Genomic DNA, 16,439 nt, shown 5'->3' with positions numbered 1-16,439 from the left:
CACACTTCCAGACCAAAGGCCAGCGGTGCGCAATGATCGGTACATCGAATTCCTTTGCCTATCAACAGAAATCCGAGGCAACCTACCTCGACGTGGCCGCCAACGACCACGGTCAGGAGAAGGGGCTACTCGTTCAACGTGCCCTTGCTCGGGTTGCCGATGCCGACCCGCACGTCATCGAGATCGGCCCCGGTGGCGGCGCGGCCGTCACGTTCCTGGCATCCCAACTGGAGGCCGAGCCCCGCGATGTTCGTCTCACCCTCATCGAGGCACCTGGCATAACGTCGCACACTCTCACCCAGGCCATTGACCGTTTCAATACTGTCGGTACGTGCGCACTGGTACGCGGGTGGGCGCAAGACATCGCGACGTTGGTCTATGAGCCCGTCGATGTCATCAGCGCGTCAGCGCTGCTGCACGAGATCTACTCGTACGGCGGTGCCTACAGCGGCCTGCACACGATGATCCGGACCTTCCCGAGTGTGCTGAAACCCTATGGGTTCTTCGTCTACCGCGACGTGTACGCCGTCGACGCGCCATCGCTGCACGAGCCCGCAGTCCAGTCCTACAGTGCCCCATCATGGTTGCAGTTTCTGCGCCTGTTCCTGCCGCACTACCTCCACCACGGCACCCACCCCTACCACCATCACGACGACGAGGTCATCGTCCGCCAGAACTCGCGCATCGTCGCCGCCTCGGAACTCGACCCCCGCGTCTGCGCCGTCATCCACGGCCCGATCGGGCTGTTCCGTGAAGCGCAACGCCACTACATCACCCTGCGCGACCACGTATGGCGTTCGGGAATCCTGGGGTTCACGCCCATACTCGACGGCCAACTCTCGGGGGACTGGATAGACTTCCGCACCGGCCACAAGCGCGTGCACTTCGCATTCACCGACAGCGCGTGGATGTCGACCAACGACCGCGCCAACATCCAGGCGGTCAGCGAATCCTACGGTGACCATCACGTGATCGACGGTGACATCTTCGACGCCGTCACCGATGTCGCGCTGAACCTGTTCCTCGCAGCCGTCGAACGCGGCAACAACGACTGCGGACAGATCTGGAGTAGCTGGCTCGAGCGCGAAGGCCGCGAAACTTACGCCTACCTCACCGCCGACGAGCTACTGACGGCATTCGCCGTCCACTCCGCCGAGACCGACACGGGCATGCCGTCCGTTCTCATGCCGGTACAACCCACCGATGTCTTCGTCCGAGAACGGCATTACTACAACCGGTTCCTCGGCAAGAACCTCGCCAACCCACTCAGCGACGCCAAACAGATGGTGTTGTTCCAAAACATCCCCGTCACCGACTCCGAGGCCCTACAGCAGGCACTCGGAACGATCCGCCAACATTGCTCCAAACCCAGCCTTGCCCGCGTTCACACCGCCATCCACACGAGAGGATGATTCAACCCATGCACTTGATCGAGGTCGAGCGTAAACGCGAACTCCCCGACCCCAGTTCCCTCCGTCAGCGGCTCACCGAACTCGGATACCGCGAGGCCGGACACCTCACTGAGGTCGACACCTACTACAGCCGCCCCGATGTCGACTACATGAAAACTGTTGAGTGCCTCCGCATTCGGCAGCGAGATGGGTTCGCCGAAATCACTTACAAGCCACCGTCGAATGCCAGCACCCACAGCGACGCCGACGTGATCGCCAAACGCGAAACCAACGTGGCTCTCAGTAGTCCCGACCAAGCCGCAGCGGCCAACCAACTGCTCGCCGCAATCGGCATGGTCGAACTCGTTCGCGTTGAGAAGGCTCGCACCATCTACGAGCATCCCGAACACGACGACGTCATCGTCGCTATCGACGCCGTCACCCATGCCGGAACCTTCGTCGAAACCGAGGTCACCGCCGCAGACACCTACGCTGCAACCATCCATCTCGAAGAGGTCGAAAACGAGCTCGGCATAGCCGATTACCCGGTTGTCGGCCTGCCCTACCGCGATCTCGTCATGTCCGCAGCCCACTAGGGTCAACGGCCGTGGGGATGGGTCGCACCCTGAAATAGCCACTCCAGGGTCCGTCCCGTTTGGAACCGGACCCGGATCCTCGGGAAGCCAACGCAGTGGAAACAGCCCAATCGGGTTGTTTCCACTGGGCCATGTAGTATGCACTAATAACGCGTCAGCCGGGGTGGGCGTGTCCTGGTACACGTGGCTGGAGCAGGGACGCGACATCACTGTGTCGGCGGAGGTGCTCGACGCGATCTGCGCCGCACTGCGCCTGTCCGGTCCGGAGCGGACACATCTGTACCTGCTCGCCGGTCTCAACCCGCCGCCGCCGGGCTCGACGCGCGACGCCGAGGTCACCCCGCAGCTGCGCCGGCTGCTCGACGCGTGGGGGTCGCGGCCCGCGGTGCTGCGCGACCGCTCCTGGAATCTGCTCGCGGTCAACGACACCGCGCGAACCGTCTTCGGTTTCACCGATGCCGACCACAACTGCCTGGTCTCGTTCTTCACCAACGCCAGGTACCGCGGCATGCACGTGGAGTGGAGCGCGATCGCGCCCGCGGTCGTAGCCGCTTTCCGCGCGGATGCGGCGCATCACCCCGGTGACCCCGAGTTCGGCCGGGTAATCGGCGAACTCACCGCCGCGAGCGGTGAATTCGCCGAGCTGTGGGCCCGCCACGACGTGGACGCCCCGAGCCAAGCCGTGAAGGCGGTACGCCACCCCGAAGCAGGCGACCTGCTGTTCGACACGACCACCCTCGCGGTGGCCGACCACCCGGATTGGTTCCTGGTGCTCTACAACCCGCAACCCGGCACCGAGACCGCGCAGCGGGTCGACAGGTTGATGCGGATCAGGCTCGCCGCCCCGGCCTGACCGTAGCCTGGTGGTGCCACACCTAGGTCAACTGGACACTGTTACGCGGACCGGGCCTTCGGCACGCTGATCCTCATGACGCACAGCAACTCCCGATTCGACGGTCAGGTCGCGCTCATCACCGGCGGCTCGAGCGGCATGGGACTGGCCACCGCACGACGGCTGCTCACCGAGGGCGCGCGCGTGGTCATCACCGGCCGGGACAAGACTCGGCTGGACGCCGCGGTCGAAGAATTGAACGGTGACGACCGCGTGGTCGCGATACAAGGCGACGCGGGGCGCGTCGCCGATCTCGACGCGCTGGCCGCCGCCATCCGCGACCGGCACGGACGCCTGGACGTCGTGTTCGCCAACGCCGGGGTGGCGTCCTTCCGGCCGCACGCCGAGATCACCGAGGACGAGTTCGACCGCGTCGTGGACGCCAACTTCAAAGGTGTGTTCTTCACCATCCAGAAGGCGCTGCCGCTGCTGTCGGAGCACGCGTCGATCGTCATCAACGCGTCGTGGACGCTGCATCGCGGTCTGCCCGGAGCCTCCTTGTACGCGGCCACCAAAGCGGCCGTGCACAACCTTGCCCGTACACTCGCGGCGGAGCTGGGGCTCAAGGGGATTCGGGTCAACTCCGTGAGTCCGGGATACATCGAGACCCCGATGTTCCACGACAACGTCAGCCCCGATGCGCACGCCGCGGTGCTCGCCGAAGTGGCCAGCCGCCGGTTGGGCACCGCCGACGATGTGGCCGACGCCGTGGCTTTCCTCGCGTCCGCCGAGGCGTCCTACGTCAACGGGCAGGACCTGATCATCGATGGCGGACTCGTCGGGGCCATATCCCGCGAGCTGATCTGACCGGCTCGAGCTCGGCCGATCCCGGCGAAATCCGGTTGACGTCCCGTTCGGGCCGCTCAGTACAGTGGCCCGGTGATTCGCACCGCCGCGCTGGCCCATGTCCGGGATCGTCGCCTGTTGCAGGCGCGCTCGGCCGGCAAGGACGTCTTCTACATGGCCGGCGGCAAGATCGACCCCGGTGAGACGCCCGAGGCGGCGCTGCACCGTGAGGTGCGCGAGGAACTCGGTGTCGGCGTCGTCTCTTTCGACGAGCTCGGCGTGTTCCACGCCGAGGCGTACGGGCACTCCCCCGGCACCCGGCTGCACATGACCTGCTTCACCGCGGAACTCGACGGCGATCCGCGACCCACCAGCGAGATCGCCGAACTCCGCTACTTCACCGTGAGCGAGTACGCCGCCATGGACCACGTGGCACCCGGCTCGATGCTGGTCTTCCGCAAGCTCCACGAACTCGGCTTGGTCGACTGGTAGTCCGCCCCCTGTCACGCCCGTCGCGCACGCGCCGAAAATCGGTGGTGGCGCGGCAGCGTGCGGCGATACGGTGACGCGACCTCGGAGGCCGATGGTCCACCGAACTCGAGAGGAGTGGTTTATGTCCCGGCGAGCGCCGAGCGCGCCGCACCGTGTGGATTCGAACGACCCGTTCGGTCACGACTGACCAAGCCGGAACGCCGTCGGCACCGTCGAGGCGCGCTCGGTCTTCTCCTGCTGCATCAATCACCGCTCAGTGAGGAGTACCCGGGTGTCGAGCAACACCTCTTCGTCTCATCGCGGTCCCAGCCCGTCGCTGCGGACCGACACTTTCACCTGCGTTCGCTGTGGGCTCGTCGTATCGACGCTCGCGCCCGACAGCAGCAGGCGCAACCACTGCCCGAGCTGCCTGAATTCGCGGCACACCCGCGACCAGGTCGGTGGCGGCCCGTCCGACTGCGGGGCGCGCATGGCTCCGCTCTCGATCGCCGTGTCGCGCGGCGGCGAGTGGGCTGTGGTGCACCGATGCACCGGCTGTCACGAACTGGCGCTGCACCCGGTGTCCGGCGACGACAACCAGCTGATCTTGATGCGCATCGCCGTTCGGCCGCTGGCCGAGCCACCGTTCCCACTCGAAATATTCGCGGATCTGTGAGGCGCGCGTCATGCCACGAAGGAAATTCGAGCGGCGCCGCCCGCAACGTCCCAAAGAGGTACTGCACGGGGTCGGTGGCGAATCCGGCGATATTTTCCGCTGCGTCGGCTGTAGAAGGGAGATCCCGGTGCGTGCGCCCGGGACCGCGCATCGCAATCACTGTCCGCACTGTCTGGCCAGTAGGCATGTCGATCAGCGAGTGCCGGGTGACCGCGCCGCCGCATGTCGCGGGCGGATGGCAGCGGTGAGCATGTCCTCGCGCGCAGACGGGGAATGGCTGCTGGTGCACCAGTGCGTGGCCTGTGGCCGCGTCCGGGCGAATCGCATCGCGGGCGACGACGACGCGGTGGCGCTGATCCGCATCGCGTTGCGCCCGCTGTCCGATCCACGGCTGGGCAGGCGGGTGCTGCTGTCGCTGTGACCGGCACCCTCGGGCCGAGTCCTGCTCGGCCCGAGGGTACGGGCTCAGACCGCCGTGAACCGGGTTGGCAGCGCTTCCAACCCGCGGATCACGACATTCGGCTTGTACGGCGGGGTGTCCGACAGCAATTCGATGTCGCGGACCTTCCGCAGCAGCACCTCGAGCAGCACTTCCATCTCCAGCAGCGCCAGCGGCGCACCGAGGCAGTAGTGGATGCCGAGGCTGAAGCCGAGGTGCTTCTTGGCGGGATTCATCGGATCGGCGTACCGGGCGACGTCGATGCGATCGGGATCGGTGTAGGCCGCGTCGTCGCGGTTGGCCGAGTTGATCAGCACCACCACGCCCTCGCCCGGCTCGAAGTCGTGACCGGCCAGCGTGATCGGGCGGGTCGCGGCGCGCGTGGTGATCTGCACCGACGGCTCCAGGCGCAAGAGTTCATCGGGTGCCGAGGTCACCAGTTCCGGGCGTTTGCGCAAGGTGTCGATCGCTTCGGGGTTGCGCATCAACTGCAGCATGCCGGTGCCGATCAGGTTGGCCGTCGTCTCGTGCCCGGCCACGAACGTGGTGATGCAGGTGGCCAGCAACTCCTGCTCGGTGAGCACGTCTCCCCGGTCCTCGACCTGGGACAGCGCACTGAGCAGGTCGTCCTTCGGGTCGCGGCGGCGCTCGTTCAGCAATTGGCGGAAGTAGCCCATGAATCCGCGCGAGGCCGCGCTGCGGGCCTTCAGCGACTCCTCGGGCAGCGTGTAGTCGTGGTCGAAGCCGCGCGCCAGATCCTGGGACCACCGGTGCACCTGGTCGTAGGCGTCCGGCGGCACGCCGATCAGCTCGCACGCGATGATCAGCGGCAGCGGGTAGGCGATCATCTCGACGAGGTCGAATTCGCCTGCCTCCAAGGCTTTGTCGACCAGTTGCTCGGTGAGCTGAAGAATCCGCGGACGGAGCCTGGTCACCATGCGCGGGGTGAAGCCCTTGGTCACCAGGTTGCGCAGGCGGGTGTGATCCGGCGGCTCCATCCACAGGAACGAGGTGGGCAGTTCTTCGGGCGCGTCCTCCGGCGACACCGTGGGATGCATCATCGCCGCCTCCTCCGCGTGGCTCCACGCGGTGGTCGACAGGACGGCGGCGCAGTCGTCGTAGCGGGTGAGCACATAGTGGCCCAGCGGGGTCTGGTGCAGTCTGCCCGCCTCGCGCAACACCCGGGCCGGGGTGTAGGGATCGGGCCTGCCTTCGGGTCCGAAGAGTTGGATCAGGGCGGTTTGGATGGCGGAATCCTGTTCCGCGACAGCCGTACCCGCGGTTGACGAGTCCATGTCGAGTGGTCCCTCCTCTACGGAGCACCTGGTGGATGCTGCCGGTCGTGCGACAAAGGTCAGTGATCGGAATGGATGCGATGGCTCGGGTCCGGCGGCGACGACGAACCCGCCCGAACGGCTCCGGGACTGCTGAAGTTCATTCCCGGCGCGCCAGTTCGCGGGCGCCTGGGCAGCAGAACTCTTCTCGCCATCGACGGGTGCAGTAGGGCCGTCGGCGGTTCGACCAGGTTCGCCACCCGCAAGAAAGTCCGCGACACCTGCGGGTCGACGTGCGCGGCGCGATGAACGCGGGCGACGTAGGCGTTGGTGAGGCGCGTGCGCACCGTGCGCGGCCCGGCCACACCCGGATGCGCGAGATCCGCTCCGGCAGACAGCTGCCAGGCGACGTCGAGCGCCTTGTCCGCCGCCGCGTAGAACCGCGCGGGTAGATCGGGCGTCGGTCCGCCCGCGCGCAGACAGGCGCGCAGCGCGACGGCCTGCTGCGCCGCGACCGCCATACCTTGGGCGTAGAGCGGATTGAAGCTGCACAGCGCGTCACCGAGCAGCAGGAAGCCCCGCGGCACCGCCGCACGATGCCGGTAGCGCCTGCGCACCGGAGCGCGGAAGCGGTGCGGTACCGCGTCGCCGAGCGGTTCGGATCGCGCGATCAGTTCGAAGATGTCGGGCGCGGCCAAGGAGGCGGCGAAGCGGGTGAAGCCGTCCGGGTCGGTGGGTGGATGGTCGCCGAGGATTCCGGCCAGGGTGACGTGCCAGCGGTCGCCTTCCACCCGGACCGCTCCGCCGCCGCGGCCGTTGGCACCGGTCGAGATGATCACCGACGAGTGCCCGTCGAGCTGGCCTTCGATCCGCCGGTAGAACCGCGAGGCGTAGCCGAGGTCCACCTCCAGCCGCTGCTCGTCCGGTGACTCGGCGCCGAGCGCGGTGAGCCACACCGCCGCCCGGGAGCCGCGGCCGGTGGCATCGATCACAAGTTCGGTGGCATGCGTCTCGACGCCGGAATCACCGGACACGGAGACCGCGCGCACGCCATGCGCGTCACCGACCAGTCCGCGCGCGGTTCCCGCCACGAGCCGCACCGGGGGTAACGCCGAAGTGCGTTCGCGCAGCAGTGCTTCCAGCAGCGGGCGAGTGGCGATCAGGGATGTGAGCCCGGTGGACGCCGGCGCGGCTCGCAGTCCGCCCACATACCATCGGGTTCCGACCAGGGCTTCGGCCCGGGTCGCGCCGCGGGCGGTCATCTGGTCGGTGAATCCGGGGAACAGTTCCTCGATGACGGTGCGGCCACGGTCCAGCAGCCCGTGCAGGTGCCGTGCCTGCGGCACGCCTTTGCGCATACCCTCGGCGTCGAAGCCGTCCCGCTCGAAGACCGTGACCCGGTCGAAGTGGTCGGCGAGCACCCGGGCCGCCAGCAGCCCGGCGACGCCCGCGCCGAGCACGACCGCGTGCCGTGTCGCGTTCACATCGTCACCGGCAGCGACACGATGCCGCGGTGGATCAGACTCGGCCGGTAGTCGATCGCGTCGGTCGCCGGTGCGAGCTTCGGAGCGCGAGCCAGCAGCGCGCCGATCGCGGCCTCGGCCTCGATCCGCGCCAACGGCGCACCCACGCAGTAGTGGATGCCGAGGCTGAAGCCGAGATGCTTGCGCGCCGGGCGATTTCCGGCGTAGCGGGTGATATCGAAGCTGTCCGCGTCCGGATACACCCGGTCGTCCCGGCTGGCCGAGGCCGTGAGCACCACGACCCCGTCGCCGCGCCGGAACTGATGCTCGCCGACCGTGGTGTCGGCCAGTGCGACGCGAATGGTGAACTGGGTGGGGGCGTCGTAGCGGAGCATTTCATCGAGCGCGGGCGCGATCAGCTCGGGGTTGTCTCGCAGCAGGGCGAGTTGGCCGGGGTTGCGCAGCAGCGCGAGCATGCCGTTGCCGATCAGGTTGATCGAGGTTTCCATGCCCGCGACCAGGGTGAGCAGGGCCATGCCGATCACTTCCGGTTCGGTCAGCTGATCGCTGTCCGCGGCGGCCGCGACCAGCGCGCTGAGCAGGTCCGGCGTCGGGTTGCGCTTCTTCTGCTGGACCAGCCGGGCGAAGTACCCCATGCACTCCATGGCCGCCGCGGTGCGGGCGGTGACATCCTCCGGGCCGAGCAGCGAGTCGGGGTCGCTGCCGCGCGCGATGGCCAGCTGCCATTCCCGGAACTTCGCGCCGTCGGCCGGGTCGGCGCCGAGCAGCCGGACCGGAACCATCGCCACCGCCAGCGGCACCGCCAAACCGTCGAGCACGTCGAGTTCGCCACGCACGAGGGCCGCGTCCACGATCTCCCGCACCACCTGCCCGGCGACCGGCGCCATGTCGGCCATCAACCGCGGGGTGAACGCCTTCGCGACCAGCTTGCGGTAGCGACCGTGCTCGGGCGGATCCATCCGGACGAACGAACCGGGTATCGCGGCAGTGGTGTCGCGGAACGGGCTGATGCCCGCCGCGTAGCCGTGCCCCCAGTCGGCGCCGGTCAGAATCGCGGCGCACTCCTCGTAGCGGGTGATCAAAGTGACCGGCACGTCGCCGAATGCGTACGGGAACAGCGCCGCCGCGTCTCGCACTCGCCGGTAGGCCGGATACGGGTCGGCGCGTGCGCTCGGGTCGAAAGCATCGAAGGTGACATCGGGGGGCGTAACGGTGTTCATCGGGCCTCCATCCGGACACGCAGTTGCGACATGCCGCGCACGACCACGTTCGGCCGGTACGGCGGTTCCTCGAGCAGGGACAGCGACGCGACCCGATCGGCGATCGCCCGCAGCACCGCGCGCATCTCCAGCCGGGCCAGCGGCGCGCCGAGGCAATAGTGCAGACCGAGCCCGAAGGACAAGTGCCGCTCGGCTTTTCGCCCCCGCGCATACCTCGCGATGTCGAACTCGTCGGCCCGGGGGAAGGCCGCCGGATCACGGTTGGCCGACGCGAGCAGCACGATCACCGCCTCACCCGGCGCGAACGTCTTTCCGGAGACGGTGATCTCCTCGTGCGCGGTGCGCGTGGTCAGATGCACCGGGGCGTCGTAGCGCAGCACCTCGTCCACCGCGGGTTCGGACAGCTCGGGAAAGCTGCGCAGCCGCTCGAACTGCTCCGGGTGACGGATGAGTGCGAGCACACCGTTGCCGATCAGGTTGACCGTGGTCTCGTGCCCGGCAACGACGAGGATCAGCAGGGTGCCGAGCAGTTCGGTGCGCGTGAGCCGGGCGCCCGCGTCGTCGGCCTGCACCAGTGCGGTGATCAGATCGGCGCGCGGGGTGCGGCGCCGCTGTTCGACCAGGTCGCCGAAGAATTCGAGGAAGGCGTGCACCGCGTGGGTGCGCGCGTCGAGTTCCTGCTTCGACAGCAGCACGTCGGGATCGAGGCCGCGCGCAATGCTCGTGGAGATCTCCCGGACGTGCTCGTGCGCCTCGGCAGGCACGCCCAGCAGCTCACACACCATGGTCAGCGGCAGCGGATACGCCAACGCCTCCAGCACGTCCACGTCGCGATCGGCGAGCATCTTCGCCATCAGGTCGTCGACCAATCGCTCGGCGCGCTCCCGCATGCCGCTGACGGTGCGCGCGGTGAACGCCTTGCTCACCAGCCCGCGCAGGCGGGTGTGCTCCGGCGGCTCCATCCAGAGGAACGATCCGGGCAGTTCGACCTCGCTGTCGCCGTGCAGTAGATCCGGTTCCTCCGCATGACTCCAGCGCGGGTCCTGCATGATCGCTTGCGCCTCGTGGTGGCGGGTCACCAGGTGGGTGTCGTGCGGGCCGGGCACGAACGGGCCCGCCGCCCGCAGCACGCCGTAACTGCCGTAGGGGTTGTGCCGCATATGCGCGGCGACGCTCTCGACGACCGCCCGCTGGACCGGGGTCGATTCCTCGACCGCGGAATGGTCGGAACTCACCGGCGACTCCTGAATAGAAATGGACGCGGCGCGGAAAAGGACATATCATCCGCCGGATCGCTGCGGACAATTCCGGGACGCGAAAGAAATTTCTCGTCCATCGTGGTGCTCGCCACCGGCCCGGCGCGGCGGCGATTACCCGTTCCTATCGCCCCATAGCCGAAATACTTTATCGGGCAAAGTGATCGGCTGATCGCCCCTGTTTATCGCCGTCGTCAATTCACAACGAGTTCAATGCACCGTCATAATTCGCTGTTGTCGTGGCAGGTATGAATTCCGCGGAATCGGCCGTAACCCTGCACGGCCGCCTCGCCGAGATCGCCGCCGCCCATCCCGCGGTGGCCGCCACGTTCTGGTCGGTGTCGGAAACCGTCGACTACGCCGAACTGCACCGGCTGTCCCTGGTGGCGGCGACGGCGCTGGTCCGGCACGGTGTGCGGCGCGGCGAACCGGTAGGCATCCTCAGCCCGAACGCCCCCGAGTTCCTCACCTGCCTGTTCGGCGTGACCGCGGCGGGCGGCGCCGCCACTCCCCTTCCGCTGCCCGCCGGCGCGCGGGCCGCGAGCGGCTACCCGCAGAAGCTGGCGGCCGTCATCGCGGCGGCGGGCATGCGCACCGTTCTGGTGTCGCATCGCTTCGCCGACCTCGCCGCGCTGCTGAGCGACGCGTTGGACGTCGAACTGATCGACAGCGCAACGCTTTTCGAGTCGGACCCGCCTGCGGCCGAAGCACTTCCCGCACTCGGGCCCGAGGACCTCGCCGTCATCCAGTTCACTTCGGGCAGCACCGCGACCCCCAAGGGCGTTCGCCTGACCCACCACAACGTGCTCAGCGGCCTGGCAGCGATTCGCGCCGGCATCGAGTTGAGCCTGGACGACCAGGGCGGCTTCTGGCTTCCGCTGTTCCACGACATGGGCCTGTTCGGCACGCTCTCGGCCGTTCTGCGCGGCATTCCCGCACACGTGTGGTCCCCCATCGCGTTCGTCAAGGACCCGGCGCGCTGGCTCGGCGAATTCGCCGCCAGCGGCGCCACCATCACCGCGATGCCCGATTTCGGCTACGAGTCGCTGCTGGCCGCCGTGCCCGCCGACCGGGTGCGCGACTACGACCTGAGCCGCTGGCGGATCGCGTTCAACGGGTCGGAGCCGATCTCCCGGGACGTCGTCGTCGCCTTCTGCGAGCGTTTCGCGCCCGCGGGATTCCGTCCGGCCACCATGTTCGGCGTCTACGGCATGGCCGAAGCCACCCTGGCGGTCACCTTCCCCCCGCTCGGCCGGGAACCCGTCTTCGAGTGGGTCGATCGGGCGAAGCTGTCGGATGACGCGGTCGCACAGAGTGTTTCACCGGATGCGCCGGGCGCTCGGCCGGTCGCCGGAGTCGGAGCGCCGGTACAGCGGCTGCGATTGCGCGTCGTCGCCACCGACGGGGATCGTGCGCTGCCCGACGGGGAAGTCGGCGAGATCCTCATCCGGGGCGACGCGGTCACCGACGGATACCTCACCGCCGACCCGTCGCGAGTGGCCGGGCTGTTCGCCGACGGCTGGCTGCGCACCGGCGACCTCGGATACCTGCGCGACGGCGAGCTTTTCGTCACCGGCCGGTGCAAGGACATGATCACCGTGCGCGGCGTGAACTACTACGCCCAGGACGTCGAGGCGGCCGTGCGCGGCCTCGACGGTGTGTACAAGGGCCGGTGCACGGCGGCGATCGACCCCGACGCGGACGTGATCGCGCTGATCGCCGAATCCGAGCGCACCGGAGCAGCCGCCGACGCGCTGACCGAGGCGATTCGCGCCCGGATCTCCGCCGAACTCGGCCTGGCCGCGGTGCGGGTCCACTTGGTCGCGCCGCGCAGCATTCCCCGAACCAGCAGCGGCAAGCTCCAGCGGCGCGCCGCCCGCGATCTCATCACGCACCGCCGGTAATCCCGACCGAACTGGAGTCCTTCGTGCACAGCTATGACGTCTTCCGCCACTACGAGCGCCTGCATTGGAAGCTGGCCGACCTCGATCTCGACGCCGTCGACAAGTCTCTGGTCCGTCCCGAGTACATCACCCTCGCCAAGAGCGCGACGATGGGCGAATCCAACGTCATCGCCGCGGTGCACGGGTTCATGAACGAGTTCGTCGACGACTACGACTTCTCCACGTTCGCGGTGGTGTGGGGCTACCAGGAAGTGCAGCACCACTACGCGTTCCGGTCCTGGTTGGGCGCGCTCGGCGAGAAGGTGGACGACAAGGCCGTCGACTCGATGCGCGAGCCGTACGCGCCGGGCACCACCCCCTCGGCGACCCTGGCCACGAACATCATCTCCGAGCTCACCGTCAACCACATCTATCGTGCGGTGGCGAACTGGGTCGAGGAGCCCGTGCTGAAGGGGTTGCTGCTCAACGCCGGTCGTGACGAAGCGGGCCACGCGCGCGAGTTCATCCACTACGCCACCGAGCGTTTGCGGCGGCGTCCCGAGGAGCTGCCCTCGGTGCTGGAGACCCTCTACGTGTACAGCTCCGAGGCCAAGATCAAGCACCCGGTCAGCACGTTCAAGGCCGGGATCAGCGAGCTCGGCGACCACGAGACCATCGACACCGGGTTCGAGCTGTTCCTCGAGCAGGTCGCCGCGGAGGGTGAGCTGGACGTCCTGCACGACAAGGTCCGTCGCACCTTCGGCAACATGACCGGACTGGATCTGTCCAGCAACGCCAAGGTTCGCCGGGCCCTGGCCGACGCGATCGCCTGACGCCATGGACCACGACAGCGCCTTCGGCCCGGACACCGTGCACGGCGGGGTGGACACCGTCCGGGTGCCCTGGTCGGTGATCCCGGACTACCGCTGCTTCGGCTGCTCGCCGCACAACACGACCGGTCTGCGCCTGCGTTTCACCCCGCATCCGGACGGGCTGCAAGCCCGGTTCCGGCTCGGGCGCGAGTTCGAGTCCTACCCCGGCGTCGTGCACGGCGGATTGATCGGGGTGATCTGCGACGAGGTGATGGGCAACCTCATCGTCCTGGCTCGCCACCACCCGGCGTTCACCGTCACGCAACGCACCCGTTTCCTCACACCACTGCTCGTGGGTCGCGAATACCACTGTGTCGCGACACTGTCCGGCGCCGAGGACGACCGCCCGATCCAGGCGTCCGCGGAGATCCGGGACGCCGACGGCCTGGTGTGCGCCAGCTCCACCGCGGCCTACCAGCCGTTCGCGCTCGACGACGTGCGCCATCAGCTCACCCTCGGCGACGACGAGGTCGCCGCGCTCTCCCACGCCCTGTCCACCGGAACCGCCCTCGCACCGAACGGAGTCCACCCATGACCACCACCCACACCGCCGACGACATCCTGCGCACGGTCACCGGGATCGCCACTGCCGAGACCGGCATCCCGGAGTCGGAACTGCGTCCCGACCTGGACCTGCGCGGCATGGCGGGCGTCGACTCGGTGCGCGTGCTGCGCATGGTCGCCAAGATCGAACGCGCCTACGACATCGAACTCGAGGACCAGGACGTGTTCGGCCTGTCCTCGTTGAACGACGTCGTCACGGTGGTCGGCAAGGCGCTGCGCGAGGCGGCGGCGTGACCGTCACCGATCAGCCGGTCACCGCCGACACCAACCAGCACTACGACCTCGACCCGGACGTCTTCGGCCAGTTCCTCGACCCGCTGCGCAAGTACAGCTCGGCGCTCTACGAGTCCGAGTCCGACACGCTCGAGCAGGCGCAGCGGCGCAAGCTGCGATTCGTGGCCGACCGGCTCGGGGTGACCGGCGGCGAACGCCTGCTGGACGTCGGTTGCGGATGGGGCTCGCTGATCCTGTTCATGGCCGCGGAATTCGGCTGCGAGACAACGGGTGTCAGCCCGGCGCCACGCCAGCACGAGTACATCGCCGAGCAGGCGCGCGCCCGTGGCCTCGCGGATCGGGTGCACACCAGGGTCGGCCACTTCGAGCGGCTGGAACTGCCGCCGCGCGGATTCGACGCGGTGACGCTGCTCGGCTCGATCGTGCACATGCCCGACCTCGGCGCGATCTTCCGCCGGGCCCGCGCGGTGCTGCGTCGCGGCGGCACGCTGTATGTGTCGGAGAGCTGTTTCCGCAACGCGGCAGCACGCACGGCGTTCGACGCCAAGGACGGCACCGAGTTCGTGCGCGAGGACATTTTCGGCTGGGGCGATCTGCGTCCGCTCTCGGACCTGGTGACCGCCGCCGAGGACGCGGGATTCTCCATCATCGCGGTGGACGACCTCACCGAGCACTATCGCCGCACCATCGACGATTGGATCACAGGAGTCGATGCCGCCGCCGAACGCATCGACGCACACGGGCCGGGCTTGGCCGCGAAGCTGCGGCACTACCTGGAGATCGCGAACGCCGGATGGGGTTACACCACCAAGCATTACGCGCTGACCTGCCGGAACGCCCGCTGAACGGGAGGAGCGAAAGATGAACATCGAATCGGCGCTGATTCCCGTGGACGAAGTCGCCGCGGCTGTGGACGGGTTCCTCGCGGCGTCGCCCGCCACGCGGGCCTGGGATGTGGAGACCGCGTTCGACTGGTCCCGCGCCGACGCGGGCCGGCTCACCGAGGGCCAGCGGTCGGCGGTCCAGTTCGTCACCCTCATCGAGGACCACCTGCCCGGCTACTTCGACGTCTACCACCGGTACTTCCCGGTGGACGACACCGTGGACCGGGAGGCGTTCATCCACAACCGCGAGCTCTACCACTTCACCGTCCGCTGGGCATTGGAGGAGGACACGCACGCACGCGCGCTGACCCGCTACCAGGAAGCGTCCGGCATCGCCGAACGCGGTGCGCTGCGCACGGAACTGGCGATCGAGGGGCAGAAACCGTTCGACCTGCCATATCGGCATCCGGTGCAGTTCTTCGCCTACGCGCTGGTGCAGGAGAAGGCGACGCAGATGTACTACCAGCACCTGCGCGAGGTGGTGAACGACCCGGTGCTCGCGGCGGTACTGGCGCGGCTGTCGCGCGACGAGGCGCGGCATTTCAGTTTCATGGCCGACGTGGTCGGCCGCTACCTACGCGTCCATGGCGACGCCACCGTGGAGCCGATCCGCGAGGTGATCGCCACCTTCCGCATGCCACTGGCCGATACCATGCGCGGCTACTGGCGATGGGCGCTGAAGATCGCCGACGTGGCCGCCTACGACCACACCGAGGCCTACGAGCACCTGGTGAAGGTGATCGATCGCGCGGTGGACGCCCGCAGCGATCGCCTCGACGAACTGGTGCGCTTCGTCGACGAGTGCCGATCGCTGGCGTGAACTCGTAAAGCCGAAGGGCCCTGTCTCCGAACGGCTTCGGAGACAGGGCCCTTCTCGGCGTTCAGTTCTCCGGCTGCAACACCAGGATCGTGGTCGAACCGTGCGCGATCAGCTTGCCGCTTGCGTCGGTGATCCGGCCCTCCGCCGTAGCCGTGCGCCGTCCGACGTGCACCGCGTTGGCCTCGCAGGTCAGCCGCGAGCCGTCCAGCGTCACCGGCCGGATGAAGTTCACCTTCAGCTCGAGCGTCGTATAGGCCACGCCGTCGCCGAGTTTCGTGAAGACCGCGCTGCCCATCGCCGTGTCCATCAAGGTGGCCAGCACCCCGCCGTGCACGGTGAACATGGCGTTGATGGTGGCCGGGTTCGGGTCGAGGTAGTACCGGGTGTAGCCGTCGCCCGCCGTCTCCAGTCGAATGCCCAGAGACGCGCCGACACCGAGATTCTCGCGAAGCCCCCGCTCGAAAACCGTGGTCAGTTCGGTGACACGGGACGCCACGGTCCCGTTGGCGTGAGTGTCGATGCTGGTCATGGCTTTTCCTCCCTGGCGAACGTTGCCCCGCTATTCGATCAGCACCCGATGAACTCCAGCCGACACCACCCGATTGCATACCGGGTTTCGATCGGCCGATAGGACGTGCGACCCGGGCGGTTCCACCGATCCATTGACACAGTGAAATACTGTCTATATCTTTAACTC

General features: G+C 67.9%; 18 protein-coding genes. 13 read left to right on the top strand and 5 right to left on the bottom strand.

The window, feature by feature from the left end; all coding sequences use genetic code 11:
- Nucleotides 1–32: 32 nt before the first annotated feature.
- The 7 genes from ON19_RS37705 (at nt 33) to ON19_RS37675 (ending at nt 5,233) form a co-directional block, all read left to right on the top strand.
- Entirely contained in the window at nt 33–1,412 is a 1,380-nt protein-coding gene (locus ON19_RS37705) for a hypothetical protein (RefSeq protein WP_043704284.1), read from the top strand.
- An 8-nt stretch (nt 1,413–1,420) separates the two neighbouring features.
- Nucleotides 1,421–1,987 (top strand): class IV adenylate cyclase, encoded by a 567-nt coding sequence (gene cyaB / locus ON19_RS37700; protein WP_086006795.1) that lies wholly within the window; start codon nt 1,421–1,423, stop codon nt 1,985–1,987.
- 169 nt (nt 1,988–2,156) lie between these two features.
- Complete coding sequence (locus ON19_RS37695) at nt 2,157–2,840, top strand: helix-turn-helix transcriptional regulator (protein ID WP_227954887.1); 684 nt, start codon at nt 2,157–2,159, stop codon at nt 2,838–2,840.
- A gap of 75 nt (nt 2,841–2,915) precedes the next feature.
- Nucleotides 2,916–3,686: a glucose 1-dehydrogenase gene (locus tag ON19_RS37690; protein ID WP_043704282.1), complete on the top strand. Its 771-nt coding sequence runs from the start codon at nt 2,916–2,918 to the stop codon at nt 3,684–3,686.
- A 72-nt stretch (nt 3,687–3,758) separates the two neighbouring features.
- On the top strand, nt 3,759–4,157 hold the full coding sequence (locus tag ON19_RS37685; RefSeq protein ID WP_043704280.1) for an NUDIX hydrolase: 399 nt from the start codon (nt 3,759–3,761) through the stop codon (nt 4,155–4,157).
- Nucleotides 4,158–4,428: 271 nt separating this feature from the next.
- Nucleotides 4,429–4,812 (top strand): RNHCP domain-containing protein, encoded by a 384-nt coding sequence (locus tag ON19_RS37680; RefSeq protein WP_051169764.1) that lies wholly within the window; start codon nt 4,429–4,431, stop codon nt 4,810–4,812.
- 10 nt (nt 4,813–4,822) lie between these two features.
- Nucleotides 4,823–5,233, top strand: a complete 411-nt coding sequence (locus tag ON19_RS37675) for an RNHCP domain-containing protein (RefSeq protein WP_043704278.1) — start codon at nt 4,823–4,825, stop codon at nt 5,231–5,233.
- A gap of 44 nt (nt 5,234–5,277) precedes the next feature.
- Here the strand turns inward: ON19_RS37675 and ON19_RS37670 are convergent, their stop codons facing one another.
- From ON19_RS37670 to ON19_RS37655, 4 genes are read right to left on the bottom strand one after another with little or no spacing between them, the layout of a single operon-like run.
- Nucleotides 5,278–6,546: a cytochrome P450 gene (locus ON19_RS37670; RefSeq protein ID WP_043704277.1), complete on the bottom strand. Its 1,269-nt coding sequence runs from the start codon at nt 6,544–6,546 to the stop codon at nt 5,278–5,280.
- 59 nt (nt 6,547–6,605) lie between these two features.
- The gene (locus ON19_RS37665; RefSeq protein WP_051169763.1) at nt 6,606–8,009 is read right to left on the bottom strand and encodes an FAD-dependent oxidoreductase; all 1,404 of its coding nucleotides are present in this window, start codon (nt 8,007–8,009) and stop codon (nt 6,606–6,608) included.
- On the bottom strand, nt 8,006–9,229 hold the full coding sequence (locus ON19_RS37660; RefSeq protein ID WP_043704275.1) for a cytochrome P450: 1,224 nt from the start codon (nt 9,227–9,229) through the stop codon (nt 8,006–8,008). Before ON19_RS37660 ends, ON19_RS37665 begins: the two co-directional genes overlap by 4 nt.
- Complete coding sequence (locus ON19_RS37655; protein WP_043704273.1) at nt 9,226–10,464, bottom strand: cytochrome P450; 1,239 nt, start codon at nt 10,462–10,464, stop codon at nt 9,226–9,228. Before ON19_RS37655 ends, ON19_RS37660 begins: the two co-directional genes overlap by 4 nt.
- Nucleotides 10,465–10,733: 269 nt before the next feature.
- Between ON19_RS37655 and ON19_RS37650 the strand changes: the two genes are divergently transcribed.
- The 6 genes from ON19_RS37650 to ON19_RS37625 are packed head-to-tail and all read left to right on the top strand — an operon-like array spanning nt 10,734 to nt 15,742.
- Nucleotides 10,734–12,389 carry a fatty acyl-AMP ligase gene (locus tag ON19_RS37650; protein ID WP_043704271.1) on the top strand — a complete coding sequence of 552 codons (1,656 nt, stop codon included), beginning with the start codon at nt 10,734–10,736 and terminating at the stop codon, nt 12,387–12,389.
- 23 nt (nt 12,390–12,412) lie between these two features.
- Nucleotides 12,413–13,201: a ferritin-like domain-containing protein gene (locus ON19_RS37645; RefSeq protein ID WP_043704270.1), complete on the top strand. Its 789-nt coding sequence runs from the start codon at nt 12,413–12,415 to the stop codon at nt 13,199–13,201.
- Between the two features lie 4 nt (nt 13,202–13,205).
- Complete coding sequence (locus ON19_RS37640) at nt 13,206–13,775, top strand: PaaI family thioesterase (RefSeq protein ID WP_051169762.1); 570 nt, start codon at nt 13,206–13,208, stop codon at nt 13,773–13,775.
- Nucleotides 13,772–14,038 carry an acyl carrier protein gene (locus tag ON19_RS37635; protein WP_043704268.1) on the top strand — a complete coding sequence of 89 codons (267 nt, stop codon included), beginning with the start codon at nt 13,772–13,774 and terminating at the stop codon, nt 14,036–14,038. Before ON19_RS37640 ends, ON19_RS37635 begins: the two co-directional genes overlap by 4 nt.
- A complete protein-coding gene (locus ON19_RS37630; RefSeq protein WP_043704267.1) occupies nt 14,035–14,883 on the top strand; it encodes an SAM-dependent methyltransferase in 849 nt (282 codons plus the stop codon). Before ON19_RS37635 ends, ON19_RS37630 begins: the two co-directional genes overlap by 4 nt.
- A gap of 16 nt (nt 14,884–14,899) precedes the next feature.
- Nucleotides 14,900–15,742, top strand: coding sequence for an acyl-ACP desaturase (locus ON19_RS37625; RefSeq protein ID WP_043704266.1), 843 nt, complete (start codon nt 14,900–14,902; stop codon nt 15,740–15,742).
- A gap of 61 nt (nt 15,743–15,803) precedes the next feature.
- Here the strand turns inward: ON19_RS37625 and ON19_RS37620 are convergent, their stop codons facing one another.
- Nucleotides 15,804–16,271: a PaaI family thioesterase gene (locus ON19_RS37620; protein ID WP_043704265.1), complete on the bottom strand. Its 468-nt coding sequence runs from the start codon at nt 16,269–16,271 to the stop codon at nt 15,804–15,806.
- Between the last annotated feature and the right edge of the window lie 168 nt (nt 16,272–16,439).

Origin of the sequence: Nocardia abscessus NBRC 100374, from assembly GCF_000308455.1 — a bacterium.
In the GTDB taxonomy this organism is placed as follows: Bacteria; Actinomycetota; Actinomycetes; order Mycobacteriales; family Mycobacteriaceae; genus Nocardia; species Nocardia abscessus.
Note: the sequence above shows the minus strand (reverse complement) of the source record. Positions and strands in the feature narration are given on the sequence as shown.